Source organism: Ruegeria sp. AB5 (assembly GCF_056542645.1).
In genome coordinates this window covers 461,106-478,552 of sequence record NZ_JBQGAE010000001.1, presented here as the reverse complement: position 1 = coordinate 478,552, position 17,447 = coordinate 461,106, and the positions used below count along the sequence as shown (strand labels likewise).

Genomic DNA, 17,447 nt, shown 5'->3' with positions numbered 1-17,447 from the left:
GGCATGTTCTCAGCCCTGTTCATCAGCCGGCCCAAGCTGGCGCTTGTCATTTCGCTTGTCCTGACGATCATGGGCGGCATCGGCTACATGGTGTTGCCGGTCGCTCAGTTCCCGGACATCACCCCGCCCGTTGTCAGCGTGTCGACGACCTATACGGGCGCAAACGCTGAAACCGTGGAGAACACCGTCGCTGCCCCGATCGAGGCGCAGGTCAATGGTGTTGACGACATGATCTACATGACGTCGACCTCATCAGATAACGGCTCGTATTCGCTGAATATCACCTTTGAGGTTGGAACCGACCCCGATATCGCATCGGTCAACGTGCAGAACCGGGTCGCACAGGCCATGTCCTCGCTGCCGACCGAGGTGACGTCTTCGGGCGTGGTCACCCAAAAGGCATCGACCAACATGCTGTTGCTGGTGACACTCACATCGCCCAACGGGACCTATGACAGTGTATTTCTGTCCAACTATGCCTCGATCAACCTGAAAGATGCGCTGGCGCGAGTTCAGGGTGTGGGTAAGGCGGATGTTCTGACCAATCTGGAATACGCCATGCGGATCTGGATGGACCCAGACAAAATGGCGGCCTTGTCGATCACCCCCGGCGATGTGATCAACGCCATCCGCGAACAGAATATCGAGGTCTCGGCAGGCTCCATCGGGGCCCCGCCCGTGCCCGAGGGTCAGACCTTTCAGTATACGATCAAGACCAAGGGTCGTTTGACCTCGGCCGCCGAATTTGGCGAGATTGTTATTCGCACTGGCGATGCAGGCTCGATCGTACGCGTCCGCGATATTGCGCGCGTCGAATTGGGCGCAGAGTACTATGCCGCGTCGGGGTATTTCCAAGCGGTCCCCGCAACCGTCATCGGCATCTATCAGGCGCCCGGCGCAAACGCTCTGGCCGTGTCTGATCGTGTGCAGGCGGAGTTGGACCGTTTGTCCCGTGCCTTCCCGTCCGATGTAGAATACGAGGTACCGTTCAACACCACTGACTTTGTCGAGGCATCGCTGAACGACGTGGTCTCGACCCTGATCCTGACCTTCATTCTGGTGATCTCGGTCGTGTTTGTATTCCTTGGCAGTTGGCGCGCAACGATTATTCCGGCGGTGGCAATCCCGGTCTCCTTGATAGGCACATTTGCCTTTCTGCTGGCCTTTGGAATGTCACTGAACACCATCTCGCTATTCGCTTTGGTTCTGGCCATCGGGATCGTGGTGGACGACGCCATCGTCGTGGTGGAAAACGTGGAACGGATCATTGCAGATGAGGGGCTTCCCCCCGCCGAAGCGACACGCAAGGCGATGGGCCAGATCACCGGACCGGTGATCGCGACAACGTTGGTTCTGTTGGCCGTTTTTGTGCCCGTGACCTTTATGCCCGGCATATCCGGACGGCTTTATTCACAATTTGCGGTGACCATTTCGACGGCGGTTGTGATCTCATCCATCAACGCCCTGACCTTGTCACCGGCGCTGTGCGGTTTGGTTCTGCGCGCGCGTTCAGGCCCGCCCAAAGGGCTGTTGGCCGTGTTCGAACGTTTCATCGGCACTGTGCGCAATGGCTATGTCGCGATTGTGCGCAAGCTTCTGATCCTTCCGGTCATCGCACTGGGCGTGATTGTGGCACTGGGGATGGGAACGGGAACGATCATGTCCAACACCTCCAGCGGCTTTATCCCGCTTGAGGACAATGGCTATCTGTTTGTCGACATCCAACTGCCCGACGCCGCGACGCTGGAACGGACCGAGACGGTCTCGGCCCGCGTCGATGATCGGATCCGCGAGATTCCGGGTGTGGCCAGTACCGTTCTGATCAACGGCTTTTCGCTGCTGAACGGAACCACGACCAACGGTGCGGCGATCTTCGTGAACCTCGACAATTGGGCAGAGCGTCAGGAAGACGATCTGAGCGCCGATGCCATTCTGGCCAAAGTGCTGGCCATCGCTGGTGGCGAGTCGGCGGCATCCATTGTGGCCTTCAACCCTCCGCCGATTCAGGGTTTGGGGATGTCGGCCGGGGTCGAGATGGAGGTGCAACAAACCGGTGGTGGCACACCGCAGGACCTGGCCTCGGCGGTTGGTTCGTTTGTTTATGCAGCGAACCAACGGCCCGAGATCGGTCAGGCCTACACCACCTTCCGCGCCAATGTTCCGCAGCTCTTTGTCGATCTGGACCGGGAAAAAGCCAAGACGCTGCAAGTCTCGGTTGCCGAGATTTTCCAGACCATGCAGGCGCAGTTGGGTTCGTATTACGTGAACGACTTCAACCTGTTCGGTCGGGTCTATCGCGTGATGATTCAGGCCGACGGGAGCTATCGGGACAACGTCGAAGATATCTCGAACCTCTATGTGCGCTCGGAACAGGGCGAGATGGTTCCCCTGGGTACGCTTATTGACGTTGAAAACGTGCTGGGGCCGGTGCTGCTGAAACGGCATAATCTGTTCCGGTCGGCCACTGTCACGGCGGTGCCCGCACCCGGACTGTCCAGCGGCGACGCGATCAGCGTGATGACCGAAGAGTCCGCCACCGCCCTGCCCCCGGGATATGCGTTCGAATGGACCGGGACCGCGCAACAGCAATTGGCTTCGGGCAGTCTGGTGATCGTGATCCTCGGGTTGGCAATCCTGTTCGGCTACCTGTTCCTTGTGGGGCAGTACGAAAGTTGGTCTTTGCCGGTCTCAATCCTGCTCTCGGTGATCGTGGCCCTGTTTGGGGCCGTGGCCGCCGTGGCGATCGTGGGCAGTGACATCAACCTCTATACACAGATCGGGATGATCATGCTTGTGGGGTTGGCCTCCAAGAACGGGATTCTGATTGTCGAATTTGCCATGGAGCAACGGGCCAAGGGGCTGTCGATCAAGGACGCTGCAGCCGAAGCCGCCTATCAGCGGTTCCGGGCTGTGATGATGACCGCGCTGTCCTTCCTGCTTGGGGTTGTTCCACTGCTGGCCGCAAACGGTGCCGGCGCGGCCAGCCAGAAGGCCATCGGTGTGGCAGTGTTTGGCGGCATGCTGGCGGCCACGCTGGTAGGTGTGATCCTCGTTCCCGTCCTTTACGCCCTGATGCAAGGGGTGCGGGAATGGTTGAAAGGCAACAAAGGCGACCCAGGTCCCACGCCCGAAGCAAGCTGAGATCAATCGCCATCGACACTGAAAAGCCCCGTGGTCATCACGGGGCTTTTTTCTAAACGATCAGGCGATAACAGCCCCAACCCAGCGACGACGCCGGGCAGAAATTTCCCTTATCGCGACTTGTGCCTCGGCTGTGGGCGGCCGCTCCACACGGCGATAATCGCTCCCATCTGGTTTTCGGGTGAGCAGCCCACACGAAATCATCGTCCGCCTGAGCGTGGCTGGATCGTGGAACAGATGCTCTGCCTGCAATCGGTCGTTGAGTTCCTGTTCAGTCAGGCTGATTCCGGCTGGCAAGCTGGCCCACATGACCCATAGTGCAAGGGTTTGCACCGCTCTTTTCGACGGCCATTGCCGCAAGCGGCCCTGATCGTCGAACTGAAACAGCGTGCGCTCGACCACGCGCATATCGACCGGCGCCACTTCCTGCCGCGTTTCAACACGTCGTCTTGCGGCGTTGACGGTGCGCATGTGCTGCAGGTTCTGGAACCCTGCCGCGCGGGCGAGCATATTCATCAGGGTCAGGTGGGATGGACTGGTTTCACCCAGCTGGCGGCGCAGAGCGCGCGCGAATCCTGTCAGGTCATCCACATTCAGGGAAACAGGCGTTTTGGTCATCATGCATCCATAGCGGGCGTTTCGCACGATCATCGGTCGCTGACTTGACGACACAACGCCCCTTGGGTTTGCGATGCCGTTTCGATCTGAATGGCAGGTTTAGCTCTCTGTGTCAGAGCAGCGACGCCTCGGTGTCTGCCGACCGTACCTGACGGCTAGCACGATCCGGCAGCACCGCCAAGTGTCAAGCGACCTGCGCATGTTGCGCCATCCATTGATCAAGCCGGTCAATCTGATCGGCATCCAGACGCAGCCCCAGCTTGTTGCGGCGCCAGACCACATCTTCGGCCCTGCGGGCAAATTCCTTGTCCATCAGCCATTCGACCTCACGCGCGGTCAGGGTCGCGCCAAAAGCCTCGCCCAGATCAGCGGCTTCTTTCGCATCGCCCAGCATCACGCGCGCTTCGGTCCCATAGGCCCGGATCAGGCGCGCGGCCCAAAAGGCGTCCAGAAACGGAAAGTCGGCCTTCAGCCCATCAACCAGGTTTTGCACCCCATCAACCGGAAAATCCCCGCCCGGCAGGGCCACGCCAGCGGTCCATGGCCCCGGCAAATCGGGGAAATGCTCTGACACCTTTTCCAGCGCGCTTTCTGCCAGACGGCGATAGGTGGTGATCTTGCCGCCAAACACGTTCAGCACCGGCGCACCGCCAATTGCGTTCACTTTTAGCGTATAGTCCCGCGTCGCTGCCGTCGCGCTGCTGGCACCGTCATCATATAGCGGGCGCACACCGGAATAGGTCCAGACGATATCGTCCTTGGTCACGGGCTGAGCGAAATACTTGGACGCAAAATCGCACAGATAGTCTTTTTCAGCCTCGGTACAGACGGGATGTTCGGACGGTTCCGCATGGTCCTGATCCGTGGTTCCGATCAGGGTAAAGTCCTGTTCGTACGGAATGGCAAAGATGATGCGCCCGTCTTCACCCTGAAAGAAGTAGCACTTGTCATGATCAAACAGCTTCCGCGTCACGATATGGCTGCCCCGCACCAGCCGAACCCCTTCGCGCGAATTCACGTGAATTTTGGACTGGATGATGTCGCCAACCCAGGGACCACCTGCATTGATCAGCATCTTGGCCCGGATCACGCGGGTTTCGTCATTGTCCCGATCGCGCACCGTCACCTCCCACAGATCGTCGACCCTGTGGGCCGAGACCACCTCGGTCCGCACCATGATCCGTGCGCCGCGCGCCTCGGCATCACGAGCGTTCAGCACCACCAGCCGGGCATCCTCGATCCAGCAATCCGAATATTCATAAGCGGTTTCGAACTTGTCCTGCAACGGCGCACCTTCGGGTGCCGTGTGCAAATTCAATGAGCTTGTGCCCGGCAGGATTTTGCGTCCGCCAAGGGTGTCATACAGGAACAGGCCCAGACGGATCAGCCAGGCCGGGCGCCGCCCGCGCATCCAGGGCATCACGGTGCTCAGCAGCTTTGACGTCGGCGTTTCGGAATCAAAGCGCATGTCCTTGTGATAGGGCAGCACAAAACGCATCGGCCAGCTGATATGAGGCATGGCACGCAACAGTGTTTCGCGTTCGATCAATGCCTCGCGCACCAGTCGGACCTCAAAATACTCCAGATATCGCAGGCCGCCATGGAACAGCTTGGTCGAGGCCGAAGACGTGGCCGAGGCCAGATCGTTCATCTCGGCCAATGTCACCGACAATCCACGTCCGGCGGCGTCACGCGCGATACCGCACCCATTGATCCCGCCGCCGATGATGAACAGGTCGGTGATCTGGTCCTCTGTCCGTTCCATACCCTATGAGCCTCCGTCAGATCGAGTTGCGCGCATTAATAAGAATACCATTCGGATTATCAATGTTTTTGTTCGTTTATTTTCGTTTTGCAACACGGATGTGAAATTCACGCAAACGCGGTTGCCAATTCGCTGTAAAAGAACAAAAACGAAAAAGTCCTTAGCTATTGGAACACCCTATGTCCCTGTCCTTTCGCCAATCCGACATTCTGGAGATTGCCAGCACCGAAGGCCGTGTCACGGTCGATGGGCTGGCCGAACGCTTTGGGGTCACGGTTCAGACGATTCGACGGGACCTGTCCGAATTGGCCGAGGCGGGTAAACTGGATCGCGTACATGGCGGGGCCGTCTTGCGGTCGGGCGTGTCCAATATCGGCTATGAGGATCGCCGGACATTGAATGCAGACGCCAAAACCCTCATGGCGCGGACCTGCGCGGCTGATATTCCCGACGGCGCATCAGTTTTCATGAACATCGGCACCTCGACCGAAGCCGTTGCGCGACAACTTCTTGGCCACAAGAACCTTATGGTGGTCACCAACAACATGAATGTCGCCAGTATTCTGGTCGAAAACCCCGAGTGCGAGATTGTTGTGGCCGGAGGCGTCTTGCGCCGATCGGATGGCGGATTGGTTGGCAACCTGACCGTCTCGACGATCCGGCAATTCAAGTTTGACTATGCGGTCATCGGATGCTCGGCGTTGGACGCCGAAGGTGACTTGCTGGATTTCGACTTTCAGGAAGTGCAAGTGAGCCAGACAATCATCGCGCAGGCGCGGCGCACGTTTCTGGTGGCCGATCATTCGAAATTCCAACGCTCGGCCCCCGCGCGGATTACGTCTCTGGCCGAGATGGATGCTATTTTCACCGATCACGCATTGCCCAAAGGGCTGGCTGAAAAATGCGCGGGCTGGAACACACACATCCGCCTTTGCACCTGAAACGGATTAGCGTCAAACATCCTCGATAAATGGATTGACGTGCGGCCCCCCAAACCTGAGGATGGAGGAAACTTCCAGAAAGGAGGCACGAGCATGGGACTTCTGGGACAGCCTCTGGGTTACTATGACTACCTGACCTTTGTCGCCTTGATCTTGCTGCTGGCCGCTGTGATGGCGTTGTTTCTGTTCATCATGGGGCTACCGGGCCGGATCGCGATCAAACGCAATCATCCGCATGCCGAAGCCGTCAAGATCATGGGCTGGATGGGTTTTCTGGCAGTAGTGCCTTGGGTCCATGCCTTCATGTGGGCATTTCATGATGGCGTAACGGTCGATATTCGCCGTGGGCCGGATGAAGAAAAAAAAGCCATCCGCGATGACATCGAGCGCCTGGGTGGTACTGTCAAAGAAGAATATCAGGCCGCGTCAGACGAGACGCAGAAAAGCTAAGGCCAAAGGAAACACCCGGACATGTTCGTTGCCCTCGGCATTACGCTTTTTTACATCATTTTCGTCTGGTTCATCTTCTTCAAGATGGAGTGGCTCAAGTTCAACATTGCCTGGGGAATTGTCTCATTCTGGGTCGGTGCGCACCTGCTGTTGATCTTCCTTGTCGCGCTCAGGTTCTTCCAGCCCTTCTCGGTCGACAGCCACGTGGTGCGGTCCACCATTCAGATCGTGCCCAAACTGACGCAACCCACGATCCTGACCGAAGTTCTGGTTGAGCCGAACACACAGGTCACCAAAGGTGATCCGCTGTATCGGTTTGACGACACGGTGTTTTCTCTGGCTGTCGACAATGCAACCGCGCAGTTGGTGGCCGCAGAGCAGAATGCCAAGATTCTGGAACAGGACGTTATTGCCAAGACCGAAGCTGTGGAACGTGCGAACGCGCAATTGGCGTATGCTTTGACCGAGCAGGCGCGGTACGAAAACCTCGTCCCTGCCGGAGGAGCGCGTCAGGATGAACTGGATCGCTGGAACGAGCAGGTGAGCGAGGACACCGCTTCGGTGAAACAGGCCGAAGCCAATCTGGAAAAGGCCAAGCTGGCACAAGCGTCGCAAATCGACGGCGTGAATACCGGGGTTCTGCAGGCTCAGGCGCAGTTGTCCGAAGCAGAGTATTTTCTGGAAAACACCACGATCTACGCCCCTGAAAATGGCATGATCGTTTCACAACAGGCCCGCCCCGGGCTAGTTGTGGGCGATATCCGTCTGGGTGCCATTGCCAGTTTCGTGACCGAAGACAACCCTTACCTTCTGGCCACGTTCCGCCAGCAGAACCTGAAATTCGTAGAGGTCGGACAAGAGGTTGAAGTGGCTTTGGACCTGTATCCCGGAGAAATCCTGCCCGGCAAGGTCGAGGCGATCTGGTGGGCGACGCGTCAGGGCCAGTATCTTCCCTCGGGTCGCCTGCCCGGCTTTGAGCTGCCAAAGCTTCCGGGCCGGATCGCCGTTCAAATCACGGTCGATTTGCCCGAAGACCACATCCTGCCAGCTGGCGGTCATGCCGCCGTGGCGATCTACACCGGTCAGGGTAAAAGCTTTGAGTTTTTGCGGCGCATAAACATTCGCCTGTACTCTTTCGCCAATTTCATTCGACCGCTGGACATTTGAGGACGCGCATCATGACACGGGCCAAATCCTTTCAACGCTTGATGGGAACGGCCCTGTGCGCCGCGGTTTTGGCAGCCTGTGCGCCGATTGGCCCCGATTTCGTGCGCCCGAACTCTCCGGTTGTGAAGCAATGGATCGAGGTGAACAGCCCCAGCACCGGGCAAAGTGGCCTGACCTCACGCAGCGCGCCTGTGGTGAAATGGTGGGAGACGTTCAATGACCCCACCCTCAACAAACTCATCGCCGAGGCCTACGCCCAGAACCTGAGCTTGCAGGTGGCCGGTGCACGGGTGTTGCAGGCCCGGGCCCAGTTGGGCATCGCCTTTGGCGAGTTGTACCCGCAATCGCAGGTTCTCGGCGCTTCGACCGAGCGGCGACAGATCAGTGACAATCTGGGCCCAATCGCCGATATCAATCGAATCATTCCGCTGGATACCGAATTCTCTACCTCTCAGGCTGGATTTGACGCGCAATGGGAGTTGGATGTCTGGGGCGCACAGCGGCGCGGCGTTCAGGCGGCGCGGTCCAACCTGGCCTTGCAGGTCGCCAACTATGACGACGCTCTGGTGACGCTGACGGGCGATGTGGCTGCGCTCTATGTGAATATCCGGGCCTTACAGGAATCGCTGGGGGTCGCACGTGAGAACATCAAGCTTCAGCAGGAGTCGGCGGATCTGACCCAGTTGCGGTTCAACAACGGTGTCACCACCGAGCTGGATGTGCAGGAATCGACCGCACTGTTGAACAATACCAAAGCGTTGGTGCCCGAGTTGGAAAGCGACTTGCAGCAGACCAAGAACGCCCTGGCCGTGCTGCTTGGCACCACTCCGTCGCGGATGACCGGCCTTCTTGGAAACTCCGGTCGCATCCCGGTGGCCCGCTCGAACGTGGCCGTCGGTGTCCCGGCCGAGCTGCTGCGCCGTCGCCCCGATGTCAGGGCCGCGGAACTGGCCGCAGCCACGCAATCGGCTCAGGTAGGGATCGCAATGGCCGATCTGTACCCTCAGTTCATTCTATCCGGTTCGGTCGGCCTGCAAGCCTCCGGTGGGCGGGACTTGTTCAGCTCGAACAGCACGACCGGACTTGCCAGCGCGGGCGTTGTCTGGAACGTGCTGAACTATGGGCGCATACAGAATAACGTTCGCGCGCAGGACGCCGCCTATCAGGCGCTGATCGCGAATTACCAAAACACCGTGCTGACGGCCTATTCCGAAGTGGAAAGCGCCATGGTGGCCTATGCTCAGGCACGCAAGCAGGTTGGGTTTTACCAACAAAGCGTCGATGCCTCACGCAGGGCGGCAGAGATTGCAGTCAGTCAGTATACCGACGGAATTGCCGACTATTCCCGCATCCTGAACACGCAGACCGCGCTGCTGCGCTCGCAGGCCAACCTGATCGAGGCGCGTCAGCAAGTGTCCAGCAATCTGGTCGCTGTCTACAAAGGCCTTGGCGGTGGCTGGCAAATTCGCGAGAACCGAGAATTCCTGCCCGATACTGTGCTGGCCGAAATGGCCTATCGCACCGACTGGGGTGATCTGCTGCAGGAAACGCCGACCCGTGCCAGCCTGAACTAGGACCTACTTGGTCAGGCCCCGCAGACCGCCGGATATCAGGATGTTCACCTCATAGAGGATACGCGGCGCTGCAAAGCCTCCGGGGCTGGCCAGATAGTTCGGACTCCATTCCGGATCGAATTTCTGTTTGAAGGCCCGCAAGCCTTCGAAATGGTAGAACTGCTCGCCATGTTCATAAACAAACCCGCCGATCCGGTTCCACAAGGACGCAAGCTGGCGATTTTCGATGCCCGAAAACGGCGCGGCACCCAGCGAGAACCAATGAAACCCCTGTTCGGCCCCCCAGGCCATCATCTCGGCAAACAGGGCATCCATGACAAAGCTCGGGCTATCAGGCTCATAGCGCATCAGATCCAGCGAAAGCTCGGATTTGTTCCCGCCCTGAAACAGGTTGGCAAAGGCCATGATCTTGCCGGTCTCGCCATTTCGCAACACGGCATGGTCGAAATAGGATAGGTAGTCGTCGTCAAACCCACCCAGAGCAAAGCCTTTTTCGGCCCCGGCTTTCTGTTCCAACCAGTGATCGGAAATCGCCCGCAGCTCTGGCAGAACAGGTGCGAGGTCCTCTTTGGGGATAATTTCGAACACATAGCCTTCGCGCTCGGCCCGGTTCTTGGCCTGACGGAAGCGTTTGCGGGACTTGCCGTCCAGCGAAAAGTCTTTCAACGGCACGCGCGCCACCTCACCGATCTTGAGGATCGACAGGCCAAGGTCCAGGAAGGTCGGCAGGTATTTGGTCGAGACGCTGTAGAAGGCGCAAAGCTTGCCCTCGCGATCCGCCATTTCGCGCAATTGCCAGACCAACTGCCGGCCAGCCTCTTCATCACCGACCGGCTCGCCCTTCGATATGATGGCATTGCCCGTGTCTGCATAGGCGATGAACGCCGACTCGTCCGGTGCGATCAGGAATTGCTTGTCACCGGTCAGCGAAATCTGGGCCTCTGTGTCCTCGCTTTGCATCACCAACCGTTCGACGCAGTCTGGAATGTCAGTGCGCACCGGAGCCGGAATCTCGCGTCCGAACAGAGAGGTCACCGCCACAATCCCAAGGATCACCGCCACCACGAGGCTGGACCGCAGGAAGCGTGACGCGTCGCCATTCCAGGCGAAGTCCCACCACAAGGCGTTCTGGTATTGAACATGGGAATAGGCAAACAGGCCGATCCAGAAGATCACCGCAAGCAACGCCACAACACTGACCAGCCAAGGGATGTTCAACCGAAAGATCGACGCACCACTGACACGGTAGAACGCACCACGAAACAGGGCCAGCACCGCGATTGTGCCCAACATGCTGAGCGCTTCATGCGTGTCCAACCCCTTGGCGAGTGACGCCGCAAAGCCTGCGACCATCAACAACATCGCGACAACCCAGGCACGGTACAGCTTGCGGAACAATCCGCGTGACACCAGGATCAGCAAAACGCCCACAGCGCTGCCCGCCAGATGTGACGCCTCGACAAAGGACAAGGGCAGGACTTCCCGCAACGCGCCAAGGCTTTTGCTGTCAGCCGGCAGCGCGCCCGATACCAAGAGGATGATCCCCGCCACTGCGGTGACACCTGCGGCAACCATCGGCACGATCGGACGAATGGCCCGGTAGACCCATGTGCCTGCGCCAAGAATCCGATGACGCTGTGTCAGGGCCGATGCCACCGCGATGGACAGGCTGGCGATGGCGAATGGCAGGAATGTGTAAACGACCCGGTACAACAACAAGGCCGCGATGACGTCCGAACGACCGGATGCCCCCAGCCCGGCAATAATCGTCGCCTCGAACACACCAATGCCGCCGGGTGCATGGCTCAGGATGCCCAATGCTATTGCCGCGATATAGATAGTGAAGAAATACGGATACCCGATCCCAAGGTCGTCCGGCATCAGCACAAAGAGCACCATTGATGCTCCGGCCAGATCCCCAATCGCCGCCAGCGTCAGGCAGCTGGCCAACTTTCCGCCGGGCAGTTGGAACCCGATACCAGCAAATTCCAACCGACGCCCGCCACTGGACAGCCAGACAAACAGGGCGACCAATCCAACAAGCAGACACACGCCTATGGCGGTTTCGACCGTTGCACTGATCGGCAGCGCGTTGGAAATACCGTCGGGATGAAAGGTCAACAAGAGGCCGAGGATCAAGACCAGTCCCGTCCAAAACGCCACCCATGACGTGGCGATCACCCCGGCAACGCGGCTGAGGTCAAGGCCGAGCGACGCGTATATGCGATAGCGAATTGCCGTCCCCGTGATGTACGAAAACCCCAGACAGTTCGAGACCGCATACCCGCTTGCCCCCGCCATCCCGGCAACCGGCAACGGGACTTTCCCGCCTGCCACGCTTTGGACTGCGAAGACGTCGTAGAGCGACAGCGAAAAGAAACTGACCGCCGTCCAACACAGGGCGAAGAACATGACGCGCCAAGACGTATCCGAAATGTCCGACTGCACATCCGCCCATTTCACATGGGACGACAGTTCGTGCAGAACCGTCAACGCGATCACCGTGATCAGGATCGGGATAGCGATGCGAACCCAGGGTTTTTCCAGTACAGCCGTGATCTTTTCGGCCCATTGCACGGCCCGAGGTTCGTGCTGCTGCTGAGTGGTCATGTCGAACGGTCCCGCCTCTGTCCCTTGGCCCCGCGATTGGATCATCGTGGCCAAGTGAATGTCGCACAATTTCCTTGACGTTCAAAGCACTACAGCCCGCTTTTAGCACAGCGGTCTCAGAACCTGCCCTTGCGCGTCGACAACAGCAGGTTTGTCTCGGATCGGGTGATGCCTTCCATGCGCCGGATCTGAAACAGTACCTCGTCCAGCTCGTCCAAAGTCTCGGTTCCGATCTCGGCAATCAGGTCCCAGCTGCCATTTGTCGAATGCACGGCGCGCACCTGCCGCAATGCTCCGATCCGAGCCATCGTGCGCTCGGTCCCCCGCCCTTCGATCTCCAGCATCATCAGACCCCGAACCGGGCTTTGCGCCACATCCCGTCGCGTCAGAACGGTGAAGCCCACAATCTCACCCGTTTGTTTAAGGCGCTGCAGCCGACTGCGTACCGTCGTGCGCGTGACCCCAAGCGTTTCCGCAAGCTCGGACAACGAAGCCCGCGCATCCCGATGCAACGCACTGAGCAACCTGTTATCCAAATCGTCCATATTACACTTCCTTTTCGGATATTCACCTTCCTTATTGAGCATTTTGCCCTCTTCACGCAAGACATACTGTCCCGCTAAATACGCATATGGATAGCAAGAATATAATTTTGGTCGGCGCGCCGATGGATGTGGGCAAGCGGCGACAAGGGTGCAGAATGGGACCGGATGCGTATCGCGTCGCAGGTCTTGATGGTGCCCTGGCCGATCTGGGTCATTCTGTGACAGACCACGGGGATGTTACACCCGATGCTGTGGATGTCCCCGACCACCGCCACCTCTTTGCCCTGCCCGAATGCATCGGTTGGACCCAGGCTCTTGGACGGGTGGCGGCTGAGGTTGCGCCCAAGGGCGTTCCGATTTTCATGGGCGGTGATCACGCGTTGTCGATGGGCACCGTGGCCGGAATGGCCGTTCACGCTCAGCGCATCGACCGGCCTTTGTTCGTCTTGTGGCTGGATGCCCATAGCGACTTTCATACGCCCGACAGCACCGGCAGCGGCAACCTGCATGGCACACCCGTCGCCTATTTCACAGGTCAGTCCGGGTTTGAGGCGTTCCCACCGCTTCCGGCTATCGTTCCGACGAACCGGGTTGGCATGATCGGACTGCGCTCGGTCGATCCAGCCGAGCGCGCCGCGTTGGAGCAAAACCACGCGATGCTGGCCGATATGCGCAGCATAGACGAGCACGGGATCAAGGCCCCGCTGATGTCCTTTCTGGATCGCGTACAGTCCGAGAACGGACTCCTGCATGTCTCGTTGGATGTCGATTTCCTGGACCCTGTCGTCGCGCCTGCCGTGGGCACGACCGTGCCCGGTGGCGCCACAGAACGCGAGGCTCATCTGGTGATGGAGCTTTTGCACGAAAGCGGGCTGGTCTGTTCGCTTGATCTGGTTGAGCTGAACCCGTTTCTGGATGAACGCGGACGTACCGCAAAACTGATGGTGGATCTGGCCGCGTCCCTGATGGGACGTCGGATCTTTGACCGCCCCACCCGGAGCTTTTGATGCAGTCTTTGCAAGCCCCTTCTGCCGTGGTCATGATCAGACCCCATGCCTTTGCTTCAAACCCTGAAACACACGATGACAACGCGTTTCAGACCTTGGCCGACCGGACAGGCGAGGTGACATCCTCCGTGGCGCGGGAGGAACATGACCAGGCGGTGGCGCGATTGCGCGCCGCAGGTGTGACCGTGCATGTGTTCGAGGATCACGGTCAGGACGAAACTCCCGACAGTGTATTCCCGAACAATTGGTTTTCGACCCATCCCGGCGGCCATGTGGCGGTCTTCCCGATGTATGTCCCTTCGCGCCGCCGCGAACGACGTCAGGATGTGCTTGAGTTGCTCAAACAGCAGTACCGGGTTCAGGACGTGATCGACTATTCCGGGCTTGAACAGGACGGGCTGGCCCTTGAAGGCACCGGAGCGATGGTTCTGGATCACGTTGGCCGCGTTGCCTACACAGTAAAATCCAACCGCGCCGACCCGATCCTGTTGGAACGTTTCTGCACCCATTTCAACTATGAACCCATGGTGTTCGAAGCCCGCGACGAACACGGGCGTGACGTCTATCATACCAATGTCCTGATGGGGATCGGGACACACTATGCGTTGATCTGCCTCGACATGATCGCTGACCTCGAACGACGTGCGACAGTCAAAGCCCGGCTTGAAGAGTCTGGCCGCACCGTGATCGACCTGAGCCACGAACAGATCGCCGAATTTGCCGGCAACGCCATCGAGCTTAGGGGCACAGACGGTTTGGTTCTGGCCCTCTCGGCCCGGGCGCTGGCGGCGTTGACGCCCGATCAGATATCCACCATCGAAGCCAGCGCAACGCTGCTGCCGCTTTCGGTCCCCACCATCGAAACTGCGGGAGGGTCGGTGCGCTGCATGATTGCTGGCATCCACCTGTCCCGCCGCTAGGAGTGCATGATGCAACCCTCTGACAAGGCCCTTGTGCCCTTCGTTTCCGTCGACAACATGATGCGGCTGGTGCACCATATCGGCGTTGAGCAGATGATTGCCAAGATCGCAACGCAGATCGAGGCAGACTTCAAACGGTGGGAAAGCTTCGACAAGACCCCGCGCATCCCGGCGCATTCCCCTCATGGGGTGATCGAACTGATGCCCACTTCGGATGGTGAGGCCTATGGTTTCAAATATGTCAACGGCCATCCAAAGAATACGTCCGAAGGTCTGCAGACGGTCACAGCATTTGGGTTGCTTGCGGATGTCTATACAGGTTACCCGACACTGCTGACCGAAATGACAATCCTGACAGCACTCCGGACGGCTGCGACCTCTGCTCTGGTTGGACAGTATCTGGCCCCGAAAAATGCAACCATCATGGCGATGATCGGCAACGGCGCACAATCCGAGTTCCAGTGCCTTGCCTTCAAGGCCATGTGCGGAATCGAAACCGTTCGCCTTTATGATACCGACCCGAACGCCACCGCCAAATGCGCCGCAAACCTTCAAGGCAAAGGTCTGGCAGTAGTGTCTTGCAAAACAGCGGAAGAGGCGATTGAAGGTGCCCAGATCATATCCACCTGTACGGCGGACAAGAAGTACGCCACGATTCTGACCGACAACATGGTCGGTCCTGGCGTTCACATCAACGCAATCGGAGGCGACTGCCCGGGCAAGACCGAACTTCATCGCGATATCCTTCTACGGTCCGATATCTTCGTGGAATACCCCGAACAAACCCGGATCGAAGGCGAGATTCAGGCGTTGGAAGACAACCACCCTGTTGTCGAGATGTGGAAGGTCATGACCGGTCAGGCCCCAGGTCGCACAGACGACAAGCAGATCACCCTGTTCGACAGCGTCGGATTTGCCATCGAGGATTTCTCGGCCCTGCGCGTGGTCAAAACTTTGGTGGCAGAGACCGAGTTCTTTGAACCGCTGGACATGCTGGCAGACCCGGATGATCCACGCGATCTGTTTGGAATGCTGATGAGGGCGCAATAGCGGCTCAACCTACCCTTTGGCCACCGGCGAGGGGGCGCTGCCCCCGCCGCCCTTTGGGCGACTCCCCCGGGATATCTATGGCCAGATGAAGCAGGGATCCACTCTCTAGGCCTCAACCCAGACAGCTTCACCTGGCGCGGTCATCGGCATCCCTGCCTGTGCCGCCACTCTTTTTTCGGAGGGTTTGGTTAAGGATCCATTACTTCATCTGGCCATAAATATCCCGGAGCGCGAGGCAGAGCCTCGCTGGCCCCTAGCCCGCCAAGGAGGGCAAATAGAGGACAATACCTGGGAAGGCCACAAGCAGTGCAATTGTCAAAGCATCAGCAATAAAGAACGGGGTCACGCCTTTGAAAACATCTTGAACGCTAAGATCAGGGCGTACCCCGGCGACGACAAAGCAGTTCAGCCCGATGGGTGGCGTAATCAAACAGAACTCGGCCATCTTGACCACCAGAATACCGAACCAGATCGCGCACATCGGGCCAGACATGCCAAAGGCACTGTCGGCTGCGCTGACGGTTTCGCCCCCGTTCAAGGCCATGACCGCCGGGTAGACGACAGGCAAGGTCAACAGCAGCATCCCGATGGCGTCCATGAACATGCCCAACACGGCATAAGCCAGAAGGATACAGATCAGGATCAACATCGGAGACATCTCCAACGACGTGATCCAATCCGAGAACGCGCCCGGCAGGTCTGCGAAACCCAGAAACCGCACGTAGATCAAAACGCCCCAGATGATCGAAAAGATCATTGCGGTCAGCTTCGCTGTTTCCAACAAGGCCGATTTGAACTCCGGCCAGCGCATTCCGTGAAACAGCGCAAAACAGAAGACGATGAACGCTCCGATCGCGCCGCCTTCTGTTGGTGTGCCCCACGCCTTGTCCCCAAACGGGTTATAGACAAAGCAGATGATGATCAGGATCACGGCGACGATGGGAATGGCCCCGGGAAGCGCCGAAAAGCGTTGTTTCCAGGTGAATCCGGTCACCGGAGGACCAACGTTCTTGAACACGACCGCGATGCCGACGATCAACAAACCGTAGACAAGAGCCGAGAACGCTCCGGGGATGAAGCCGGCCAGCAACAGCTTGCCCACGTCCTGTTCGACAATGATGGCATAGATCACAAGGATCGCGGACGGCGGAATAAGCGAGGCCAGCGTGCCACCGGCCGCGACAACACCAGCGGCAAAGCGCTTATTGTACCCGACACTCAGCATTTCCGGGATTGCGATGCGGGCAAACACGGCAGACGTGGCGACAGATGCACCGGATACGGCTGCAAAGCCTGCAGTTGCAAAAATGGTCGAGACGGCCAGCCCTCCGGGCATCCACGCGATCCAACGCTTGGCCGCTTCGAACAGGGCGCGTGTCAGGCCAGCGTAATAGGCCAGATAGCCGATCAGGATGAATGTCGGGATCAGGCTGAGGGTATGGGCTGCCACCTTCGAATGTGGCACCTGCCCCGCGGTTTTGATAGCGACGGTGACCGCTCGACCAAACCGGTCGGGCTCGTACCCGAATTTGGCCCAGAAGATCCAGACCAACCCGAAAAGTCCGGCCAGCCCTGCGGCAAAAGCCACCCGCATACCCGTGACGACAAGAAGAAGCAGGCCACCCGTGACCCAGAGGCCGATTTCTATCGTGTCCATGG

General features: G+C 58.7%; 13 protein-coding genes. 8 read left to right on the top strand and 5 right to left on the bottom strand.

From position 1 onward, the window contains the following. Positions 1-3 precede the first annotated feature (3 nt). On the top strand, positions 4-3,141 hold the full coding sequence (locus tag ACR0L4_RS02460; RefSeq protein ID WP_480510319.1) for an efflux RND transporter permease subunit: 3,138 nt from the start codon (positions 4-6) through the stop codon (positions 3,139-3,141). A gap of 60 nt (positions 3,142-3,201) precedes the next feature. Here ACR0L4_RS02460 and ACR0L4_RS02455 read toward each other — a convergent pair whose 3' ends face one another. Both ACR0L4_RS02455 and glpD read right to left on the bottom strand, forming a co-directional pair. Then, positions 3,202-3,759: a DUF2087 domain-containing protein gene (locus ACR0L4_RS02455; RefSeq protein ID WP_480510317.1), complete on the bottom strand. Its 558-nt coding sequence runs from the start codon at positions 3,757-3,759 to the stop codon at positions 3,202-3,204. A 184-nt stretch (positions 3,760-3,943) separates the two neighbouring features. Further along, positions 3,944-5,524: a glycerol-3-phosphate dehydrogenase gene (glpD, locus tag ACR0L4_RS02450; RefSeq protein ID WP_480510315.1), complete on the bottom strand. Its 1,581-nt coding sequence runs from the start codon at positions 5,522-5,524 to the stop codon at positions 3,944-3,946. A gap of 179 nt (positions 5,525-5,703) precedes the next feature. Between glpD and ACR0L4_RS02445 the strand changes: the two genes are divergently transcribed. The 4 genes from ACR0L4_RS02445 to ACR0L4_RS02430 all read left to right on the top strand — a co-directional run bounded on the left by ACR0L4_RS02445 (position 5,704) and on the right by ACR0L4_RS02430 (position 9,656). Then, the gene (locus ACR0L4_RS02445; RefSeq protein ID WP_480510313.1) at positions 5,704-6,465 is read left to right on the top strand and encodes a DeoR/GlpR family DNA-binding transcription regulator; all 762 of its coding nucleotides are present in this window, start codon (positions 5,704-5,706) and stop codon (positions 6,463-6,465) included. 93 nt (positions 6,466-6,558) lie between these two features. Further along, complete coding sequence (locus ACR0L4_RS02440) at positions 6,559-6,915, top strand: DUF3302 domain-containing protein (RefSeq protein WP_170748635.1); 357 nt, start codon at positions 6,559-6,561, stop codon at positions 6,913-6,915. Between the two features lie 21 nt (positions 6,916-6,936). Further along, positions 6,937-8,082, top strand: a complete 1,146-nt coding sequence (locus ACR0L4_RS02435) for an HlyD family secretion protein (RefSeq protein ID WP_480510311.1) — start codon at positions 6,937-6,939, stop codon at positions 8,080-8,082. Positions 8,083-8,093: 11 nt separating this feature from the next. Next, positions 8,094-9,656, top strand: coding sequence for an efflux transporter outer membrane subunit (locus tag ACR0L4_RS02430; protein WP_480510309.1), 1,563 nt, complete (start codon positions 8,094-8,096; stop codon positions 9,654-9,656). A gap of 3 nt (positions 9,657-9,659) precedes the next feature. Here the strand turns inward: ACR0L4_RS02430 and mprF are convergent, their stop codons facing one another. Beyond that, positions 9,660-12,266, bottom strand: a complete 2,607-nt coding sequence (gene mprF / locus ACR0L4_RS02425; RefSeq protein ID WP_170748632.1) for a bifunctional lysylphosphatidylglycerol flippase/synthetase MprF — start codon at positions 12,264-12,266, stop codon at positions 9,660-9,662. 116 nt (positions 12,267-12,382) lie between these two features. Beyond that, positions 12,383-12,811, bottom strand: coding sequence for an Lrp/AsnC family transcriptional regulator (locus ACR0L4_RS02420; protein ID WP_480510307.1), 429 nt, complete (start codon positions 12,809-12,811; stop codon positions 12,383-12,385). A gap of 86 nt (positions 12,812-12,897) precedes the next feature. Between ACR0L4_RS02420 and rocF the strand changes: the two genes are divergently transcribed. Genes rocF through ACR0L4_RS02405 form a run of 3 tightly spaced genes read left to right on the top strand, consistent with a single transcriptional unit; the run spans position 12,898 to position 15,788 of the window. Beyond that, the gene (gene rocF / locus ACR0L4_RS02415; protein WP_480510305.1) at positions 12,898-13,818 is read left to right on the top strand and encodes an arginase; all 921 of its coding nucleotides are present in this window, start codon (positions 12,898-12,900) and stop codon (positions 13,816-13,818) included. Continuing rightward, on the top strand, positions 13,818-14,738 hold the full coding sequence (ctlX, locus tag ACR0L4_RS02410) for a citrulline utilization hydrolase CtlX (RefSeq protein ID WP_480510303.1): 921 nt from the start codon (positions 13,818-13,820) through the stop codon (positions 14,736-14,738). The genes rocF and ctlX overlap by 1 nt, the downstream gene beginning before the upstream one ends. A gap of 6 nt (positions 14,739-14,744) precedes the next feature. Then, entirely contained in the window at positions 14,745-15,788 is a 1,044-nt protein-coding gene (locus ACR0L4_RS02405) for an ornithine cyclodeaminase (RefSeq protein ID WP_480510301.1), read from the top strand. A 253-nt stretch (positions 15,789-16,041) separates the two neighbouring features. Here ACR0L4_RS02405 and ACR0L4_RS02400 read toward each other — a convergent pair whose 3' ends face one another. Continuing rightward, positions 16,042-17,445, bottom strand: coding sequence for a TRAP transporter large permease (locus tag ACR0L4_RS02400; protein WP_170748627.1), 1,404 nt, complete (start codon positions 17,443-17,445; stop codon positions 16,042-16,044). Between the last annotated feature and the right edge of the window lie 2 nt (positions 17,446-17,447).

Excerpts from the sequence above, each read along its gene's own strand:
- ACR0L4_RS02420 (WP_480510307.1), bottom strand. The coding sequence starts at position 12,811 with ATGGACGATTTGGATAACAGGTTGCTCAGTGCGTTGCATCGGGATGCG.
- ACR0L4_RS02445 (WP_480510313.1), top strand. The coding sequence starts at position 5,704 with ATGTCCCTGTCCTTTCGCCAATCCGACATTCTGGAGATTGCCAGCACC.
- glpD (WP_480510315.1), bottom strand. The coding sequence starts at position 5,524 with ATGGAACGGACAGAGGACCAGATCACCGACCTGTTCATCATCGGCGGC.
- ACR0L4_RS02460 (WP_480510319.1), top strand. The coding sequence starts at position 4 with ATGTTCTCAGCCCTGTTCATCAGCCGGCCCAAGCTGGCGCTTGTCATT.
- ACR0L4_RS02405 (WP_480510301.1), top strand. The coding sequence starts at position 14,745 with ATGATGCAACCCTCTGACAAGGCCCTTGTGCCCTTCGTTTCCGTCGAC.
- ACR0L4_RS02435 (WP_480510311.1), top strand. The coding sequence starts at position 6,937 with ATGTTCGTTGCCCTCGGCATTACGCTTTTTTACATCATTTTCGTCTGG.
- ctlX (WP_480510303.1), top strand. The coding sequence starts at position 13,818 with ATGCAGTCTTTGCAAGCCCCTTCTGCCGTGGTCATGATCAGACCCCAT.
- ACR0L4_RS02455 (WP_480510317.1), bottom strand. The coding sequence starts at position 3,759 with ATGACCAAAACGCCTGTTTCCCTGAATGTGGATGACCTGACAGGATTC.
- ACR0L4_RS02440 (WP_170748635.1), top strand. The coding sequence starts at position 6,559 with ATGGGACTTCTGGGACAGCCTCTGGGTTACTATGACTACCTGACCTTT.
- ACR0L4_RS02400 (WP_170748627.1), bottom strand. The coding sequence starts at position 17,445 with ATGGACACGATAGAAATCGGCCTCTGGGTCACGGGTGGCCTGCTTCTT.
- ACR0L4_RS02430 (WP_480510309.1), top strand. The coding sequence starts at position 8,094 with ATGACACGGGCCAAATCCTTTCAACGCTTGATGGGAACGGCCCTGTGC.
- mprF (WP_170748632.1), bottom strand. The coding sequence starts at position 12,266 with ATGACCACTCAGCAGCAGCACGAACCTCGGGCCGTGCAATGGGCCGAA.
- rocF (WP_480510305.1), top strand. The coding sequence starts at position 12,898 with ATGGATAGCAAGAATATAATTTTGGTCGGCGCGCCGATGGATGTGGGC.